This window comes from Shewanella sp. MBTL60-112-B2, from assembly GCF_019655055.1.
In the GTDB taxonomy this organism is placed as follows: domain Bacteria; phylum Pseudomonadota; class Gammaproteobacteria; order Enterobacterales; family Shewanellaceae; genus Shewanella.
Genome location: NZ_BPFA01000002.1, coordinates 104,423 through 121,949, shown reverse-complemented (window position 1 = coordinate 121,949; position 17,527 = coordinate 104,423). Strand labels below are relative to the sequence as shown.

14 protein-coding genes are annotated in these 17,527 nt (G+C 44.5%); all 14 read right to left on the bottom strand.

Annotated features, from left to right (window positions below; translation table 11 throughout):
• Positions 1–105: 105 nt before the first annotated feature.
• A complete protein-coding gene (gene astD, locus K5Q73_RS01835; RefSeq protein ID WP_220758872.1) occupies positions 106–1,566 on the bottom strand; it encodes a succinylglutamate-semialdehyde dehydrogenase in 1,461 nt (486 codons plus the stop codon).
• 9 nt (positions 1,567–1,575) lie between these two features.
• Positions 1,576–2,595, bottom strand: coding sequence for an arginine N-succinyltransferase (gene astA / locus K5Q73_RS01830; protein ID WP_220758873.1), 1,020 nt, complete (start codon positions 2,593–2,595; stop codon positions 1,576–1,578).
• A gap of 135 nt (positions 2,596–2,730) precedes the next feature.
• Positions 2,731–3,948 (bottom strand): aspartate aminotransferase family protein, encoded by a 1,218-nt coding sequence (locus K5Q73_RS01825; protein ID WP_220758874.1) that lies wholly within the window; start codon positions 3,946–3,948, stop codon positions 2,731–2,733.
• A 641-nt stretch (positions 3,949–4,589) separates the two neighbouring features.
• Entirely contained in the window at positions 4,590–5,732 is a 1,143-nt protein-coding gene (locus K5Q73_RS01820; protein WP_220758875.1) for an HDOD domain-containing protein, read from the bottom strand.
• Between the two features lie 179 nt (positions 5,733–5,911).
• Positions 5,912–8,407 (bottom strand): prolyl oligopeptidase family serine peptidase, encoded by a 2,496-nt coding sequence (locus tag K5Q73_RS01815; RefSeq protein WP_220758876.1) that lies wholly within the window; start codon positions 8,405–8,407, stop codon positions 5,912–5,914.
• Between the two features lie 378 nt (positions 8,408–8,785).
• Positions 8,786–9,358: an aminodeoxychorismate/anthranilate synthase component II gene (locus tag K5Q73_RS01810; RefSeq protein WP_220758877.1), complete on the bottom strand. Its 573-nt coding sequence runs from the start codon at positions 9,356–9,358 to the stop codon at positions 8,786–8,788.
• Between the two features lie 226 nt (positions 9,359–9,584).
• The gene (locus K5Q73_RS01805; protein WP_220758878.1) at positions 9,585–10,046 is read right to left on the bottom strand and encodes a ClpXP protease specificity-enhancing factor; all 462 of its coding nucleotides are present in this window, start codon (positions 10,044–10,046) and stop codon (positions 9,585–9,587) included.
• On the bottom strand, positions 10,046–10,675 hold the full coding sequence (sspA, locus tag K5Q73_RS01800; protein WP_012156731.1) for a stringent starvation protein SspA: 630 nt from the start codon (positions 10,673–10,675) through the stop codon (positions 10,046–10,048). The genes K5Q73_RS01805 and sspA overlap by 1 nt, the downstream gene beginning before the upstream one ends.
• Positions 10,676–10,784: 109 nt before the next feature.
• On the bottom strand, positions 10,785–11,480 hold the full coding sequence (locus K5Q73_RS01795) for a cytochrome c1 (protein WP_012156732.1): 696 nt from the start codon (positions 11,478–11,480) through the stop codon (positions 10,785–10,787).
• Positions 11,480–12,694: a cytochrome bc complex cytochrome b subunit gene (locus K5Q73_RS01790; protein WP_220758879.1), complete on the bottom strand. Its 1,215-nt coding sequence runs from the start codon at positions 12,692–12,694 to the stop codon at positions 11,480–11,482. Before K5Q73_RS01790 ends, K5Q73_RS01795 begins: the two co-directional genes overlap by 1 nt.
• Complete coding sequence (gene petA, locus K5Q73_RS01785) at positions 12,694–13,284, bottom strand: ubiquinol-cytochrome c reductase iron-sulfur subunit (RefSeq protein WP_220758880.1); 591 nt, start codon at positions 13,282–13,284, stop codon at positions 12,694–12,696. The genes K5Q73_RS01790 and petA overlap by 1 nt, the downstream gene beginning before the upstream one ends.
• 844 nt (positions 13,285–14,128) lie before the next feature.
• A complete protein-coding gene (gene hflC, locus K5Q73_RS01780; protein ID WP_220758881.1) occupies positions 14,129–15,007 on the bottom strand; it encodes a protease modulator HflC in 879 nt (292 codons plus the stop codon).
• Positions 15,008–15,010: 3 nt separating this feature from the next.
• A complete protein-coding gene (hflK, locus tag K5Q73_RS01775; protein WP_220758882.1) occupies positions 15,011–16,162 on the bottom strand; it encodes an FtsH protease activity modulator HflK in 1,152 nt (383 codons plus the stop codon).
• 49 nt (positions 16,163–16,211) lie between these two features.
• Positions 16,212–17,507, bottom strand: coding sequence for a ribosome rescue GTPase HflX (gene hflX / locus K5Q73_RS01770; RefSeq protein WP_220758883.1), 1,296 nt, complete (start codon positions 17,505–17,507; stop codon positions 16,212–16,214).
• Between the last annotated feature and the right edge of the window lie 20 nt (positions 17,508–17,527).

Genomic DNA, 17,527 nt, shown 5'->3' with positions numbered 1-17,527 from the left:
TAGGCCACGCGGCTGTACACGTTTTAGGGATACTGCTTGCTAGTTTTGTCGTAATAAACAAAAGGGAAGCGACCCGAGCGCTTCCCTTTTGATTTGTGCCTAAGTTTAAATACTCAAACCTGGACTCAATGTGGCTGGCAGACTAACTGCGTCGGCTTCTACAGAGGCAACAGGGTATGCACAGTAGTCAGCGGCGTAGAACGCGCTCGCTCTGTGGTTACCCGATGCACCAACACCACCAAATGGTGCAGCGCCTGAAGCACCAGTGATCTGCTTGTTCCAGTTGACGATACCGGCACGGATACGTGCAAGGAAATAGTCATAATCTTCGCGACTATCAGCCAAAATACCTGCCGATAGGCCGTAGCGAGTCGCGTTAGCGAGCTTGATAGCTTCATCAAAATCGCTATAACGTACCACTTGTAATAGTGGACCAAAGTACTCTTCATCTGGCAGTTCGATGACGTCAGTCACATCGATAAGACCTGGTGAAACTAAGCCTGTTCCAACTTCAAGGTGAGCTAGCTCAACCAATGCGTTACCGCCTAGGTTCACAAGGTTGCGCTGTGCTTCAACCATACCTTTTGCGGCAGTCTCTGAAATCATAGAGCCCATAAATGGCTGAGGCTGAGCATTCCAAGGACCCACTTTAATTTGCTTAATCGCAGCGACAAGTTGCTCGATTAACGCATCACCTGCAGCGCCTTTCTCTACATAGAGGCGACGTGCACAAGTACAACGTTGACCCGCTGAAATATATGCAGATTGAATAATGTCATGCACAGCCGCTTTGGTATCGGCCACATCTTTGATGATAAGCGGGTTGTTTCCGCCCATCTCTAGTGCCAAAATCTTACCTGGATCGCCTGCATACTGCTGATGCAAAATATGGCCAGTACGTGAGCTACCAGTAAAGAATAAGCCGTCAATTTGTGGGTGAGCGGCAAGAGCCTTACCGGTTTCGACTTCACCTTGAACTAGGTTAATCACGCCTTTCGGTAGACCGGCCTTTTCCCATAGTTTTAGCATCAGCTCGGCAACTTTAGGCGTCAGCTCTGATGGCTTAAATACCACTGTGTTACCCGCAAGCAATGCTGGCACTATGTGTCCATTTGGCAGGTGACCAGGGAAATTGTAAGGACCAAAAACTGCAACCACCCCGTGTGGCTTGTGACGCAGTACTGCGCGGCCTGCCGGAGTGTCACTCTCTGAGGTGCCTGTACGCTTGTTATAAGCGGCAACAGATAGACCAATCTTACCTATCATGGCGCCCGCTTCAGTCGCAGTTTCCCATTGTGGCTTACCGGTTTCTTGAGCAATCACTTCCGCCATCTCTGCCTTATTGGCTTCGAGCTGATCGCGATATGCTTCAACGATGGCAAGACGCGCATCAAAGCCCAGCATAAACCAGTCAAATTGTGCGTTACGTGCAGCATCGACTGCGATACCAACTTGCTCAGGTGTGGCTGTTTTACTATTCCAGATAACTTCTTGGTTGGCTGGGTTAATTGATGTCACTTCGTGACCTAGGCCTTCAACCCACTTACCTTCAATAAATTGTGTCATTTTATATTCCTACATTGGCAAGACGCGGATCTGCTCACCCTCAGCGACCATTAGGCCTTCTGCTGTTTGGGGATCTAAGATCACTTCGTCACTGTCGTCGACTACGGCTAAGTTAACAGCTGTAGCACGGTAATTAGCTAATTGGGTATTTGAAACGATATAGCTAGTAGCGTCACTTGGCGTGTCGCCAATCGTAACAGTTAGCAAGCGGCTCTCTCGTACCGAACGGATATCATGTAGTTGACACTCTACCGTAGGGCCTGCATCAAAAATATCGACGTAACCGCGACACCTAAAGCCTTCAGCTTGTAACAGGTTAAGTGCTGGACGAGTATTAGCATGCACCTCACCAATCACTTTCTGCGCTTCTTTAGGTAATAGACATACATAGACAGCATTCTTAGGCATCATTTCTGCCATAAATGCTTTTTGACTCAGTCCAGATAGATAATCAGCCTGAACAAAATCGATACCTAAGAAATGCTCTTGTAACCAGCCATAGAAGGGTGAGTTCCCCTCTTCATCACTTTCACCACGCATCTCTGCAATGACGGTGTCACCGAATCGCTCAGCGTGTTGCGCCAGAAACAGGAATCGGCTTCTTGAGAGCATGCGACCATTATTGTTTTTACGATAACTACTACGTAAAAACAGCGTACAAAGCTCCGCTGCGCCAGTGTAATCGTGGCAAAGGGTTAAGGTTTCCACCTCATTACGCACACCAATCTGCTCAGAATGATAAACTTCTGTACCGAGTCGATAATGGTAAAAAGCATCTTCCATCCCCACAGCGGCTTCAATACCGCATGTGCCGACAACTTCACCGGTTTCAGTATCTTCAAGCACCATCAGGTAGCCTTCATCGAAAGGCTTATCAATTTGCTTAGTAAAAGAAGCTTCGACTCGAGCAATTTTGCTTCTCAGTAGATCGGCATTCACAGGCAAAGATGTGAATCCATGTCCCGACTCCTCTGCAATTTGATACAGGGCATCAAAGTCAGTTGTTCGGATTGGACGTATAACTAGCATCTAGGAGTCTCCTCGTTATCACTTGCCGTTAACTTGCAGCCTTATCAATATATGACAAGCACTGTTCAAGAAACGTTCAAGTTATCCTAAAGACAAAAAAAGGAGCGCTATCACTGATAACACTCCGTTTGGGCTTTAGGCTTCGACAACGTTAGCGACTGCACGCTCAAAACGCGCTAGACCTTCAGCGATATCCGCTTCAGGGATCACTAGAGATGGGGTGAAACGAATCACGTTTGCCCCAGCAACTAGGCTCATTACGCCTTCGCTAATACCGGCAACTAAGAACTCTTTGGCACGACCTTGGAATCTTTCATTCATTACCGCACCTAATAGCAGGCCTTGACCACGGATTTCAGAGAAGACATCGTACTTATCGTTGATCTGTTTTAGACCTGTACGTAATAACTGCTCGCGTTGTTTAACACCATTAAGTACTTCAGGTGTATTAACCACATCCAGTACTGCATTACCAACTGCACAAGCTAGAGGATTGCCACCGTAAGTAGAGCCGTGAGTACCAATCTTTAGGTGATCGGCAATCTCTTTTGTGGTTAGCATAGCCGCTATTGGGAAGCCGCCACCTAACGCTTTTGCCGTTGTTAGTACATCAGGTACCACATCGCCACGCATATAGGCATAAAGCTCGCCTAGGCGACCTACACCTGTTTGTACTTCATCGAATACCAACAATGCATTGTGCTTATCACAAAGTGCGCGTACCGCCTTTAAAAACTCTGGATCGGCATCGATAATGCCACCTTCGCCTTGAAGCGGCTCCATCATTACTGCGCAAGTCTTATCAGAGAAGACAGCTTCTAGTGCCGCAATATCGTTGAACGGTACATGAGTAATGCTCTGTGGTTTAGGGCCGAAACCGTCTGAATATGCTGCTTGACCACCCACACTAACAGTAAAGAAAGTACGACCATGGAAGGCTTTATCGAAAGCGATAATTTGGTCTTTTTCTGCACCAAACTTATCCATTGCATAACGACGTACTAGCTTTAGCGCAGCTTCGTTTGCCTCTGCACCTGAGTTAGCAAAATAAACACGGTCAGCGAATGTCGCATCAACAAGCTTAGTCGCTAGCTCTAGCGCTGGCTCGTTTGTCATGACGTTAGCAAGGTGCCAAAGCTTCTCGCCTTGTGTCTTAAGAGCACCAACTAGGGCTGGATGACAATGACCTAAACAGTTAACCGCAATACCACCTGCAAAGTCGATATACTCTTTACCTTCTTGATCCCAAACTCGGCTACCTTCGCCACGAACAGGAATTACTGCAGAAGGCGCATAGTTAGGCACCATAACTTCGTCAAATTGGGCACGTGTAAGATTCATATTTGAGCTCATTCCTTCTCATCCTTCATAATTATCGACCTTTTAGCAGGTCGTATTCCACCCGGTGTCTTTATCTTGTGTAGGTGACACGGCGGTTGTTTGTATAACATGGATGACATTATCAGCTAAAATGTGATCAAAATACCAGTTTTTAACAACATTCAGGTGAGCTATGTCCGTAAACACTGCATAAAGATTTGAGTTTTGGAATTAACAAAGCAGATATAGCGGGGCTTTAAGCATAAATAGTCACAAAAAAGTTACCTAGAGCCCAGATCCAGTAGTTATTCAATGATAATGAATAACTACTTACGATATTTTATCAATTTTAGTTAAGTTTTCTATAATTTAGCCTAGTCATTAACCAAACTAACATGGGGCAGTGGCTGACAACTCAAGGGATATATAATTGTATACTATTTATCGAGTCGATTACTTGGACTAAATTTGTACTGCCTATTCTGCATAAACCGCGTGAAAATTACATTATCAGCCAAGCGACAAGTATTAAAAATTAGATTAAAACTTGGTAAAAAAAGCAGCAAACAAACCGTGGATTGACACAAGTTTGTTACACAAACAATGCTAAATGCACTCTGTATGACTAAGTCGTAGTTAGAAATATCAAGCTGTTTTAGTATAAATGAGGAGGGTTAAAATAGTGCAAGTTTACGATAATTTTGCCCTGCCAAGCGGATCTGTTCCTGTTCAGATATTTGATAATAATCGAACATTAAACGGCACTCCACAGCAGTAAGATTATTAGCCTCTTTTAACAAATAGACTTTTGCAAAACAATTAGCTCGCTCGATTAAGGCTGAGTCCTCATCTAGCTCAGCGTATTTAATCTTAGTATCTATAGCCTTGTAGGTTTGGGTTAGACGACTCTTGTCAAACTTAAGTAAGCTTAGCAACTGCCAGTTGAGTGAACGACTATGGGTCAACACTTGCTGGTAGACATCATTGGCAGGGAACTCCGTTGCCATTACGGCATCATAAAGCTCTTTATCACGGCTAGCACTCGCCTCTCTCAGCCAGGTTCCCCACATATCATCGAAAGTTTTAGCGCATTGGTTAATCACACAAGTTGTGCCTAACTGGCTCATCAAGCTGCAGCTGTAGATGAAGGCTGAGTTCTTTTCATGCAAAGACGCTAATGCCTGTGCGGCTATGGCCGCCACCACGCTATAGCGCCATATTTTTCGAGTTAACCACAGCATTTGCGGTTGGCCAGTTGGCATTAAATTTCTGAGGCAGTAATAGGGAACTAACGCCTGCAAATTTTCGATACCAATATAATTGAGCACCAATTTGATATCGGTAACTTGCACCTCTGATAATTTAGGCCTGCGATGTCTGAAAGTAGGACTATTGACCATATTCACCAAATCCCGCTCTAACCATGGCAGCGCTGTCACTAATGGCCTTATACGGATCAAGTCGACCTTAGGGGAATAGAGTAATTCCAGTAATAAGATCTGTTTTTCATCGAGCTTTGATAGCCCCAGCACTTGTTCGGGAGAAGATAGCTGGTGCTCTATATTGGCATTTACACTCGTCAGTAATTGACTAGAGACAGCGTCAAAAATTGCCTTAGCTTGGTTCTGTTTCGCTAACCTTGCTTGAATAGCCTCACGTTCAATTTCGAGCTTATTGGCATCCACTTCTAGCTCAGGGTTGAGCTCATCAACCATCACAATAGCTTTGCCCTTACCTACAATTAATTGCTTAAGCAGTCGTTGCTCTATTTCTATAATTTGTGCAGGTTTAACCCCACCCGCTACCGAAATTGCCACTGATTAACACACTCCCTTTAACTATTGTCACCAGTCTACCCATTAATCATAAGTTTGGGGAAAGCTGACGGATAGAAAATACAGAATCCACCTTCTGGATGAGTTAGTAAAGCATTCACCTTCTTTAGGGGACAAAAAGGCTCCCGTAGGAGCCTCTCGTTCAAGTTCTAAATTCAGAACTATTTTTTTAGCTCTTGTTCAAATAACTTATGAATACGGCGGTATTCATCTAACCAGCTTGATGGTTGACGGAAGCCATGGGGCTCAACCGGATATATCGCGGTTTCAAACATCGGCTTTTCCAGCTCAATTAAACGCTGCACCAAACGTACGCTATCTTGAAAGAACACGTTATCATCTAATACGCCACTCATAATTAGCAGCGGTTTCTGCAGACCGTCAGCATGCTCAATAGGCGAGCTACGCTCATAGGCGACAGGGTCTACATCTGGCGTGTTAAGGATGTTAGACGTGTACGGCGCATTATAATGGGCCCAGTCGGTTACCGGGCGCAGTGCAGCACCTGCTTGGAATAATTCAGGTTCATTGAATAACGCCATAAAGGTTAAGAAGCCGCCATAAGAGCCACCGTAAGTACCCACCTTACCCGCGTCAACATTAACGTTAGCCGCCATCCAGTTCACGCCATCTTTTAGATCTTCAACTTCTGGTGTGCCCATTTGACGGTACACCGCGGTGCGCCAATCGCGGCCATAGCCTTTTGAGCCGCGATAATCCATATCCATTACCACATAGCCTTGCTGGGCGAGCAGGTTATGGAACATAAACTCTCTGAAGTAACCCGAGAAACCATAATGGGCATTTTGCAGATAGCCGGCACCGTGGTTAAAAATAACCGCTGGGTACTTATCTGCGTTGTCTTTACTGTAACCTTGCGGCACATAGACTCGAGCATAGACCTCACCCGCGCCGTGGCTTGATGGCACAGCAACTACCTCTGGAGCTTGCCATGCATAGTTTTTAAATGCGTCACTGGTGTAGTGAGTTAACTGCCTAAGCTCACCACCAATTGGCTGCACAAACAATTCAGCAGGTTGAATACGTGTTGATGCATTTAATAGCAGCGCACTGCCATCAGGGCTTAAAGTGTAATCAAGCTGACCTTGCCACTCGGTTAACTGCTGATCTTTACCGGTAGCAATTTCTACACGATAAACATTATCAATACCTGGGTGGGTCTTATTGGCTTTGTAGTAAATAAACTCAGCTTTAGGGCCTAAGGTGATATCACTCACCACGAATTTACCTTTCGTTAGCGCCTTGGCTTTCACGCCTTGCTGTTTAAGGTAAATATGTGAAAAACCAGTTTCTTCCGATAGGTAATATAAGCTGTCGCTATTTGGCAACCAACCATATTGATTAAAGTTGTAGTTAACCCAAGCGTCATCATGCAGACGGTGCTGAGTGGTTAAGCTTCCTTTATCTAAGTTAACCGTCGCTATCCAGCGGTCCTTGTTATCAACCGCTTCAAGCATCACCGCGACTTTGTCGCCAGACTCTGACCACTGAATAGCACTTTGCGACCAGCCCCAATCTTGCATCAACTGCAGGTTACGTGGCGATTTTTCGCTTTTATAACTTTCGCCTTTTGCTTTGGCATTTTCAGCTTTTACTGCCGCTAACACATCTTCATCAAAGCCGGTTAAGCCTTCGATAGTAATATCTTTCTTGGTGTGACTATTTAAATCCAGTAACACTAAGCGTTCGCCTGGATTTTTGTCCTCTGCCACGCGAGCACGAGCAGGAACAGCATCGACATAACCATCTTTACCTAAGTAGTTAGGCATAATGTCGTGTTCGCCACGCCAGCTATAATCTTTATCTTTTAGCGCCACAATCACGTAGCGACCATCTGGTGATAGGCTTAAATTGGTCACAACCTCGGCATCACCTAGGTACCAAGTCTTTGCCGACATAGTTGGGTCTGCTTTGGCCAGCTCTGCTTTATAGTCTTGTTTTGCTTTGGCATTATCTTGCTGCATAGCAACATACTGGATCAATCTATGTTGCTGCTTGGCAATATAACTTGATGGATCCTGTACACCTTTAGGCTCAGCTGCCATCTTGATGTTAGCGATTTCTTCTAACAAGCCTGAATCCTGATGGATCTTGAAAATATTATCGCCTTGCCAGTAAGCTATGTCGCCATTATTTAAAAAGCGCACACCATCAATAGCTGTGTTTTGGCGTGTAAGTTGAACCAACTTACCGCTGCTGAGATCTTTGACGAATAAGTTGCCTTGATAGATATAAGCTTTACGCGTCTTGTCATTGCTAAACACACCACGACGTTGATCCGCACTATGTAGCTGATTTAATGCCAGCTCGCTCGCTGCTGTGCCATCAATATTTTGCTGATAATAGGTTTTAGTAGGTGCGCCGTGAGCTTGCCTTGCAAAGTAGATAGACTGGCTGTCGTCGCTCCAGTACGCGCCTTGGGCAAATAACCCCATCCAATCAGGGTTAGCCATAATTTGATTCAAGGTTAATGCTTGGTTAACTTGTGGAGGTGCCGATAAGGCTACTTGAGCTGTTTGACTCGCTGTTTGATTAGTCGCTTGAGCTTGCTCAGAAGAAACAGTGGTTACACCACAACCCGCTAATACTGCCAGTGAAAGTGCACTAAAGCCGACATGACGAATGACGCTTTTCATATCCATCCCTATTATTATTGGTATTTTTGCGGACTTTTATACCACATTTTGGCAACGGGATTACTTGAAAATGCTGTTAAATTTGTAACAGATGGTAGCGCTTTAACTATTCTTGATAAAGTTAGCTATCACTAATGGCCTTGCTTGATAAGGATTAGCTAAGTCGACGCAAGTAGCGCAGAGTGAAACAGCCAGCTGCTAGCCTCTCATGCATATTCCCAGCGTTTGGCCCTAGTCGCGGCCCTAGTCTCACCTAGATGATGTTTATAAAGTTCGCTAACAGCTCATGACCCTGCTCAGTCAAGATAGATCTGAGAGTGAGAGTGAAACTGCAGGCTATATTCTCTTCCTGAAAGCCCCGCCTCAGGTAGTCACGGGCTAGCTGACGTTTATAAAGTTCGCTAACAGCTCATGGCCTTGCTCGGTCAAAATGGACTCAGGGTGAAACTGTACACCATAGATTTTTTTAGTCGGCATACTCATGGCCATGAGCTCGCGTCCATGAACAGGGTCGTCAAACCAGGCATCCATAATAAACCCATCTGGGATAGCATCCACTAGCAGGGAGTGATATCGAGTAACAGTCAGAGGATTATTCAAGCCACTAAATAAGCCACTATTGCTGTGCGCTATCGTACTGGTTTTGCCATGCATTACCCGTTTTGCTCGAATAACATTAGCACCAAACACTTGTGCTATCGCTTGATGGCCTAAACAAACCCCCAGAATAGGCAGTCTGCCAGTAAAGTGCTCGATGATAGACAGCGACAATCCAGCCTCGTTAGGCGTACATGGGCCAGGGGAAATAACAATATGGCTGGGCGCTAGAGACTCGATATCTTGAAGACTAATTTCATCATTTCGCTTAACCACAACTTCTTGTCCAAGCTGCTGGAAATACTGTACCAGATTGAAAGTGAATGAGTCGTAATTGTCGATCATTAAGATCATAAAGATCCAAGAACCTATGTTGCTTGTTTTATTTGTTTCTACCTAAAAGATCAGTTGCCATGGTAGAGCAAGAAAACTAAATATGGATGATTTGGGCGCAGATGCTACCACAGAGTGCCAATCTGATCACCTAAGCAATAAATCGCCTTCCCAACACATTATTACACCCACAAAAAAACCAGTCGTTAGACTGGCTTTTCATTCGCTTGAAACTGGCTATATCAACTTATTTAACCAAGGTTAAATGGCCGCGTCGTTTTGGCTCTTTAGCCTCAACTTGTTCGGCTTCAGATTCGCTAGTTTCAACGACAGGCTCCTTCACAACTGAAAGTCCTGCTTCCTCTTCGAAATCATCATCTAGCTGATAGGCTTCTTCGAGTTCGAAGACGGTACCAGCACCGTTCTCTCTGGCATAGATAGCAACGATAGAGGCCATAGGCAATAGCACCTGCTGAGGAACACCGCCAAAACGCGCACTGAACTCAATAAACTCATTAGTGATCTGCAGTCCACCTACAGCACTTTCGGTAATATTAAGTACAATTTGACCATCTTTAACATATTGCTGTGGTACCTGTGTGCCAGGCACATAAGCATCAACAACAACATGGGGCGTTAACTGGTTATCCATCAACCAGTCGTAATAAGCCCGCAGCAAGTATGGACGGTTCGGGGTTAGCTCTTTCATTAGATACCCATGCGCATTTCGCGCTCAGTCTCAGTTAGAGAAGCTTTAAATGATTCACGATCAAATAAACGTGTCATGTAAGCTTTGATATCTTTAGCAGTACGGCTATCAAGTTCGATACCTAGTACTGGCAGACGCCACAATAGTGGACCAAGATAGCAATCTGCTAAACCAAACTCTTCGCTCATGAAGTAAGGAACTTCACCGAAAATTGGTGCAATAGCAGTTAGACCTTCCTGAAGCTCTTTACGAGCCGCATCAGCGCGGTCACCTTTGCGAATACGTTCTACAAGGGCATACCAGTCTTCTTCGATGCGGTGCATCCAAAGACGTGTTTGACCACGTGAAACCGGATAAACAGGCATTAGTGGAGGATGAGGGAAACGCTCATCTAGATATTCCATAATGATACGAGAGTTATAAAGAACTAGCTCTCTGTCTACCAAAGTTGGCACTGTGTTGTACGGGTTTAGCTCGATCAAGTCTTCAGGGATCTCATTTGGATCAACCTGTAGTACATCAACCGTGACACCTTTTTCAGCAAGAACGATACGAACTTGATGGCTATAAAGGTCGTCTGCACCTGAATACAGGGTCATGATTGAGCGTTTATTGGCAGCAACAGCCATTGATACCCTCCGGGATTCACAAATCAAAAGCAAAAAATGCAAACGCAAACGAGGAGCAAGGCTCCCCGTTTACAATTTGCGGATAATACATTCTAACCTTTATTTGGGGTTAGTGTACATCTTTCCAGTACTCTTTCTTTAAGAGGTAGGCCACAATAAAGAAAATGAACAAGAAGCCCATCACCCACCAACCTAGAGTTTCACGCTCAAGTTTGACTGGGTCGCCAGAGTAAACCAAGAATCCTGTGATATCACGAACCACTTGATCGTACTCTTCAGCAGATAAGGCACCACCGGTCGCAACCAATGTTCCATCTTCTTGCTTGATAGGAAGACCTTGAAGGCCTTCAAGCACATGCGGCATACCTACCAATGGGAAGATTGTGTTATTCACACCAAATGGACGGCTTTCATCTTTATAAAAACCGTGAAGGTATGAGTATATCCAATCTTCACCACGCACTCGGGCAACCAATGTTAAGTCAGGAGGCGATGCACCGAACCACTTAGCTGCATCAGCATCAGGGATAGCGTTCTCCATTAACTCACCAATCTTGGCACCTTCTGGTAAGTACTTAATGCGCATCTCATCTAATGGGATACCTAAGTCAGTCGCAACACGCTCATAGCGTTGATACTGAGTACTATGACAGCCTGCACAGTTGTTTTGGAATAAATCCAATCCACGCTGAAGAGACTCTTTGTCATTTAGATCAATATTGGCCTTCTCTAGAGGTGCTCCACCTCCGGCTGCGATAGCCAGAGTTGGCACCAATGCAACTAATGCAATCAGTAATTTTTTCATTAGTGTGTCAACCTCTCTGGTACTGGCTTAGTCTTTTCATTCTTACTGTAAATCCATAGGAATAAGAAGAAACCAAAGTAAGTTAGAGTGAAGATACGTGCCGCAATTGTTAGTGCAGGCGTTGCAGGTACCGCACCTAAGTAACCCAGTACTAAGAATGAAACAGCAAACTGAGAAATATTCACCTTATGGATCATGCTACGGTAACGAATTGACTTAACCTTACAACGATCTAACCATGGCAATACAAATAGCACTGCAATAGCTAAGCCCATGCCGATAACACCCATCAACTTGTCTGGGATAGCACGTAAAATTGCATAGAAAGGTGTGAAGTACCAAACCGGTGCAATATGCTCAGGTGTCTTCATTGGGTTAGCCGCTTCAAAGTTCGGCTTCTCAAGGAAGTAACCACCACCTTCAGGCATAAAGAACAATACATAACAGAAGACTATTAGGAAGCCAGCGACGCCCATGATGTCTTTAACTGTGTAGTATGGGTGGAATGGAATACCATCTTTTGGCCAGCCATTCTCATCTTTGTTCTGCTTAATCTCGATACCGTCAGGGTTGTTAGAGCCTACTTCATGCAGTGCGATTAAGTGTAAGAACACTAAAACAACAAGCACAAGTGGCAGAGCAATAACATGCAATGCGAAGAAGCGGTTTAGAGTTGCACCCGAAACAACAAAGTCACCTCGGATCCACAATGTTAGGTCATCACCAATCACAGGGATTGCACCAAACAATGAGATAATTACCTGTGCACCCCAGTAAGACATCTGTCCCCAAGGTAGCAGGTAACCCATAAATGCTTCAGCCATCAACACCAGGAAGATCAGCATACCAAATAGCCACAATAGCTCTCTTGGCTTTTGGTATGAGCCGTAGATAAGACCACGGAACATATGCAGATAGATCACCACAAAGAAGGCCGAGGCCCCGGTGGAGTGCATATACCTCAGCAACCAACCGTATTCAACATCACGCATGATGTATTCAATAGAAGCAAACGCACCTTCGGCTGTTGGTACGTAGTTCATTGTTAACCAGATACCTGTTAGTAACTGGTTAACCAGTACCAACATGGCTAGTGAGCCAAAGAAGTACCAGAAGTTGAAGTTGGTTGGTGTCGCATATTGACCTACATGACGGTTATACGTAGCGGTCATTGGAATGCGCTCATCAATCCAGCTGATAATATTCTTAACCATTACGCAGCTCCTTTATCAACACCGATAAGCACGGTGCTATCATCAAGATATTGATGTGGAGGAATGACTAGGTTCAACGGCGCAGGTACACCTTGGAATACACGACCAGCCATATCGAACTTTGAACCGTGACATGGACAGAAGAAGCCTGATGCAACACCTTCAACTTGCTCACCGAATGTATCTGGTAAATAAGTTGGTGAACAGCCTAAGTGAGTACAAAGACCTACAGCAATGAAGAACTCAGCCTTAATTGAACGCTCAGGGTTCTGTGCATAGCTAGGCTGCTGCGGTTCAACAGAGTCAGGATCTCGAAGCTGAGCATCGATTGCCGGTAGACCATCCAAGATCTCCTGCGTACGACGAACAACCCATACAGGTTTACCACGCCATTCAACTCGAATAAGTTGACCTGGCTCTACTTTACTTATATTTACTTCAACCGGCGCGCCTGCTGCTTTCGCTTTGGCACTCGGATTCCATGACTTTATAAACGGAACCGCTACAGCAGCGGCACCAGCACCACCAACTACGGCGGTGGCTGCGGTCAGAAATCTGCGACGTCCGGTATCGACTGGCGCATTGCTCATCCACTTGTCTCCAGAGAGTGTTGGAATTTTTGTTTTATCTGTCTTCTTCTAAGCTGATCCGAATAAAAATCGGAATCTAAACTTGAAGCGCGGCTCATTATAGCCAAAAATTAGAACCAGATCATAGTTAAAACACTCAACTAAGTTAACTATGTTAGTTTTAGTGCTAATTCTGCATAAAAAGAAGGCACTCAAGCCAACAAAAGCGCTAATTTTTATTAGCAGAACATTCTAAAAACTTTCATTCATTACCCACTAAATTAGCAACTTAGCTGTTATTAATGATTTTTTTACCAACTACAATGCAATAGTTGACTTAATTGGTAGGAATTGCTTTTAGTCGTTAACATTGTCTACTTTTGTATAAGAAGATGAGCTGAACTGAGTATGTTAGGCAAAGCTGGAGAAATCCGAGTAATACCAATCAGTATAAAGATTTACTCGCTCAGCCGGTATTTAGCGGTTATGAGGCAAGGTCATTAAATGCTACTCGGTAACTGCTCCTGCGTTACCCTCGATAATAGCTCTTATATTATTCTAACTTCGACCAGCCTTGGTCTCGTACCTCCTATATCCATATAGTCGTGCATTAATGACATTCACCACATCTGACCTACAAGGATGGAGGAATATCTTATGTATGTCGGTAGCATGCAAGACAAGGTGGTTTGCAACGAGTGAAAAGCATAGTTATGTCTCCGGTCTATACACTGTTAAGCTCCCTCTTGTTCCTTATAGAGTCACAGCATCGGAGCCGTTAAAACTCTCCATACTGATTATGGCTTTTGGACACGCATAAAAAAGGCCTAACTGACGTTAGGCCTTTACATAAACTATATTGGAACTACTTGCCTGTAGAGCTGTTCATATATCTAAAGAACTCGCTGTTAGGCTCAAGTACCATGACATCATTTTCGCCAGAGAAACTTGCTTTATAAGCATCTAAGCTTCGCATAAAGCTAAAGAACTCAGGATCTTTAGTGTATGCATCAGCATAAATCTTAGCAGCTTGAGCATCACCTTCACCTCGTGTAGTCAGGGCTTTACGCTCTGCTTCAGCGGTTTGAATAGTGACACTAGCATCAGTCTTAGCACGAATAATTTCTGCTTGCTCTTGACCTTGAGCGCGATGCTCTTTAGCCACAGCCTGACGTTCTGCACGCATACGCTGGTAAATACTGGTACTGACGTTTGCTGGTAGGTTAATTTGCTTAACTCGTACATCAACAACTTCAACACCTAAGTCTTCTGCACTTTCTGCTGCATTTTTAAGTGCATCAGACTGCAGCTCATCACGGCTACCAGAAACAATCTCTTTAATGGTACGGCGACCAAACTCAGTACGAAGATCGTTGTTGATCTTACGCTGTAGTAACGTCTCAGCGTTAGCCTTGATACCACCATTGGTAGACAAGTAATAACGTTCAAAGTCTTTAATGCGCCATTTCACGTATGAATCGACCATCAAATCTTTCTTTTCAGAAGTAACAAAACGGTCCGCAGCGCCATCAAGTGTCTGCACTCGTGAATCCATATACTTAATCTTATCAAGCATTGGGATCTTTAAGTGAAGACCTGGACTGTAAACACGTGTTACGCCGTCATCTTTAAGAACTTTACCAAACCGAGAAACAATAGCGCGTTCACCTTCATTCACTACAAGCAGTGAAGACAAAGAGATTGCAATAAGTATTGCTACGATTATCGCTGTAAATCTACCCATCTCTTAGTTCCTCCCCGACGAACGATCACCACGTGATGGGCGACCATCAAGCGGCATATTGCTGTTATTATGAGTTGTACTATTAACTGACATAACAGGTGTTGCCGGTTTGCTCTGAGACTTAGCAGACTTATTAGATTGGCTATGTTGCATCAACTTATCTAAAGGAAGATACATTAAATTGCCATTGTTCTTAGCATCGATAAGAACTTTACTTGTTCCGCTCATCACTTCTTGCATCGTATCGAAATACATACGCTCGCGAGTCACTTCAGGTGCGGCTTGATACTCTGGTAGTAGTTGCTCAAAACGAGCTACTTTACCTTTAGCCTCTAAGGTCACTCTTTGCCTATAAGCAATTGCTTGTTGATCCATACGTTCAACAGTACCACGAACCTGAGGCTCTAACTGGCGTGAGTATGCTTCAGCTTCACGGATGAAACGTTGCTCATCTTCTTGTGCTGCAATTGCGTCATCAAAGGCATCTTTAACCTCTTCTGGCGGACGAGCTGGCAAGAAGTTAACGTCAACCACTGTAATACCAAGCTTATATGGCTTAATAATACGTTCGATTTCATCCCAAGTATCACGACGGATCTTATCTCGACCTGTGGTCAAAATATCATCCATAGTGTTATGGCCAATAACATAACGAAGTGCACTATCAGTTGCTTCACGTAAGCTAGCATCAGCGTCTACGACGCTATAAAGATAATTTTCTGCGTTACTAACACGGTACTGTACGTCAAGTTGTACTAAAACCACGTTTTCATCAGCTGTTAACATACTTCCAGAAGCTGGAATAGAACGAACTGTCTGTACGTTTACTGGCGTTACTTCGTCAATAAAGGTGGCTTTCCATTGAAGACCTGGGTCCACTTCACCGATATACGCACCAAAACGCAGTGCAACACCTTTCTCCGCTTCTTTAACTGTATAGAAACCAGAAAGTCCCCACACAACTATTGCGATAACGAGAACAATAATTAAGCTGGCCGCACTAATGTTGCCACCTGAACCATTCCCCTTGCCGCCAAAGCGCTTAGAAAGGTTACGAAAAACTTCATCTAAATCTGGTGGTCCTTTATCGTTACCACCTTTATTGCCATTTCCCCAAGGGTCTTGACCCTTGTTACCGGGCTCGTTCCAAGCCATTTAGTACTCCATAAGTGTATGAAATAAACGAGATTACTAAAATACTTAATTATGCGACGACTGGGTCGACCACAAAAGTCTCTATTTCACCTTGGCTCTGTTTTACTAATCGGCGCCAATCGGCATCCAATAAGCGCACAGAGATCATACAGTTCCCCAGATCGTCATACTCTTTCTGCTGTATTACATCCAATTTATAAAACTGGCCGAGATAATGCCCTGCCGAAGCTGGGATTTGCAAGGTTAGTTCTTGGATGGCTTTACCAACAATTTGGTTAATCGCATCTTCGACTAATTCCAAGCCTTTTTGCTGCTGAGCAGAAACCCAGACTCTAATCGGTGTCCCCTCGTCATCGTAGTCAATGCGTGGGTTCACCTCATCCAATAGATCGATTTTATTACAAACGATCAACTGTGGAATGTCTATCGCATCGATCTCTTTAAGCACTTTTTGAACTTGCTCAAAGTTATCAGCCATCTTTTCATCTGCACTATCGACAACATGCAGCAGTAGATCTGCCTGTCGTGTTTCTTGCAGCGTTGCCTTAAATGCGGCAACTAAATCATGTGGCAAATGCCTAATAAATCCAACGGTATCAGCTAGGATGACATCACCATCAGGCAAGTCTAACTTACGTAACGTTGGATCCAATGTTGCAAAAAGCTGATCCGCAGCATAAACATCAGAGGTTGTTAAACCATTAAACAGTGTCGATTTACCGGCGTTGGTGTATCCCACCAATGACACGGTTGACATCTCACTGCGCTGCCTAGCTCTACGACTCTGATCGCGTTGCTTATCCACTTTTGCTAAACGGCGGTTGATCGTGCTGATCCGGCCCCTCAGTAGACGCCTATCGGTCTCTAGCTGAGTTTCACCTGGCCCGCGAAGGCCAATACCGCCCTTTTGACGTTCTAAATGTGTCCAGCCTCTAATCAAGCGAGTCGACATGTGGCGCAATTGCGCTAGCTCCACCTGTAACTTACCTTCGAATGTCCGCGCTCTTTGGGCGAAGATATCCAAGATCAAAGTCGTTCTGTCAAGTACACGGCACTCACACAACTGCTCAAGATTTCGTTCTTGAGCTGGACTTAATGCGTGATTAAAAATCACCACATTGGCATCAGTTGCCGCAACCATCGCAGCCAATTCTTCTGCCTTACCCGAGCCAACAAAAAATTTGCGGTCCGGTGAACGACGACTTCCAGAGATCACACCAATTGACTGAGCACCAGCCGAGTCAACTAATAGCTTTAGCTCATCTAAGTCTTCTCGGTTGTTTTCGTCAGCAAAGTCGATATGGACAAGTACCGCTTTCTCTCCCGCCTCATAACGATCAAACAAAAAGCAATCTCCTTAACAAA

Coding starts and splice junctions, on each gene's coding strand:
- petA (WP_220758880.1), bottom strand. CDS start 13,284: ATGAGCAATGCGCCAGTCGATACCGGACGTCGCAGATTTCTGACCGCA.
- K5Q73_RS01790 (WP_220758879.1), bottom strand. CDS start 12,694: ATGGTTAAGAATATTATCAGCTGGATTGATGAGCGCATTCCAATGACC.
- K5Q73_RS01825 (WP_220758874.1), bottom strand. CDS start 3,948: ATGAGCTCAAATATGAATCTTACACGTGCCCAATTTGACGAAGTTATG.
- K5Q73_RS01805 (WP_220758878.1), bottom strand. CDS start 10,046: ATGAAAGAGCTAACCCCGAACCGTCCATACTTGCTGCGGGCTTATTAC.
- hflC (WP_220758881.1), bottom strand. CDS start 15,007: ATGGGTAGATTTACAGCGATAATCGTAGCAATACTTATTGCAATCTCT.
- K5Q73_RS01810 (WP_220758877.1), bottom strand. CDS start 9,358: ATGATCTTAATGATCGACAATTACGACTCATTCACTTTCAATCTGGTA.
- K5Q73_RS01815 (WP_220758876.1), bottom strand. CDS start 8,407: ATGAAAAGCGTCATTCGTCATGTCGGCTTTAGTGCACTTTCACTGGCA.
- hflK (WP_220758882.1), bottom strand. CDS start 16,162: ATGGCTTGGAACGAGCCCGGTAACAAGGGTCAAGACCCTTGGGGAAAT.
- K5Q73_RS01795 (WP_012156732.1), bottom strand. CDS start 11,480: ATGAAAAAATTACTGATTGCATTAGTTGCATTGGTGCCAACTCTGGCT.
- sspA (WP_012156731.1), bottom strand. CDS start 10,675: ATGGCTGTTGCTGCCAATAAACGCTCAATCATGACCCTGTATTCAGGT.
- astD (WP_220758872.1), bottom strand. CDS start 1,566: ATGACACAATTTATTGAAGGTAAGTGGGTTGAAGGCCTAGGTCACGAA.
- astA (WP_220758873.1), bottom strand. CDS start 2,595: ATGCTAGTTATACGTCCAATCCGAACAACTGACTTTGATGCCCTGTAT.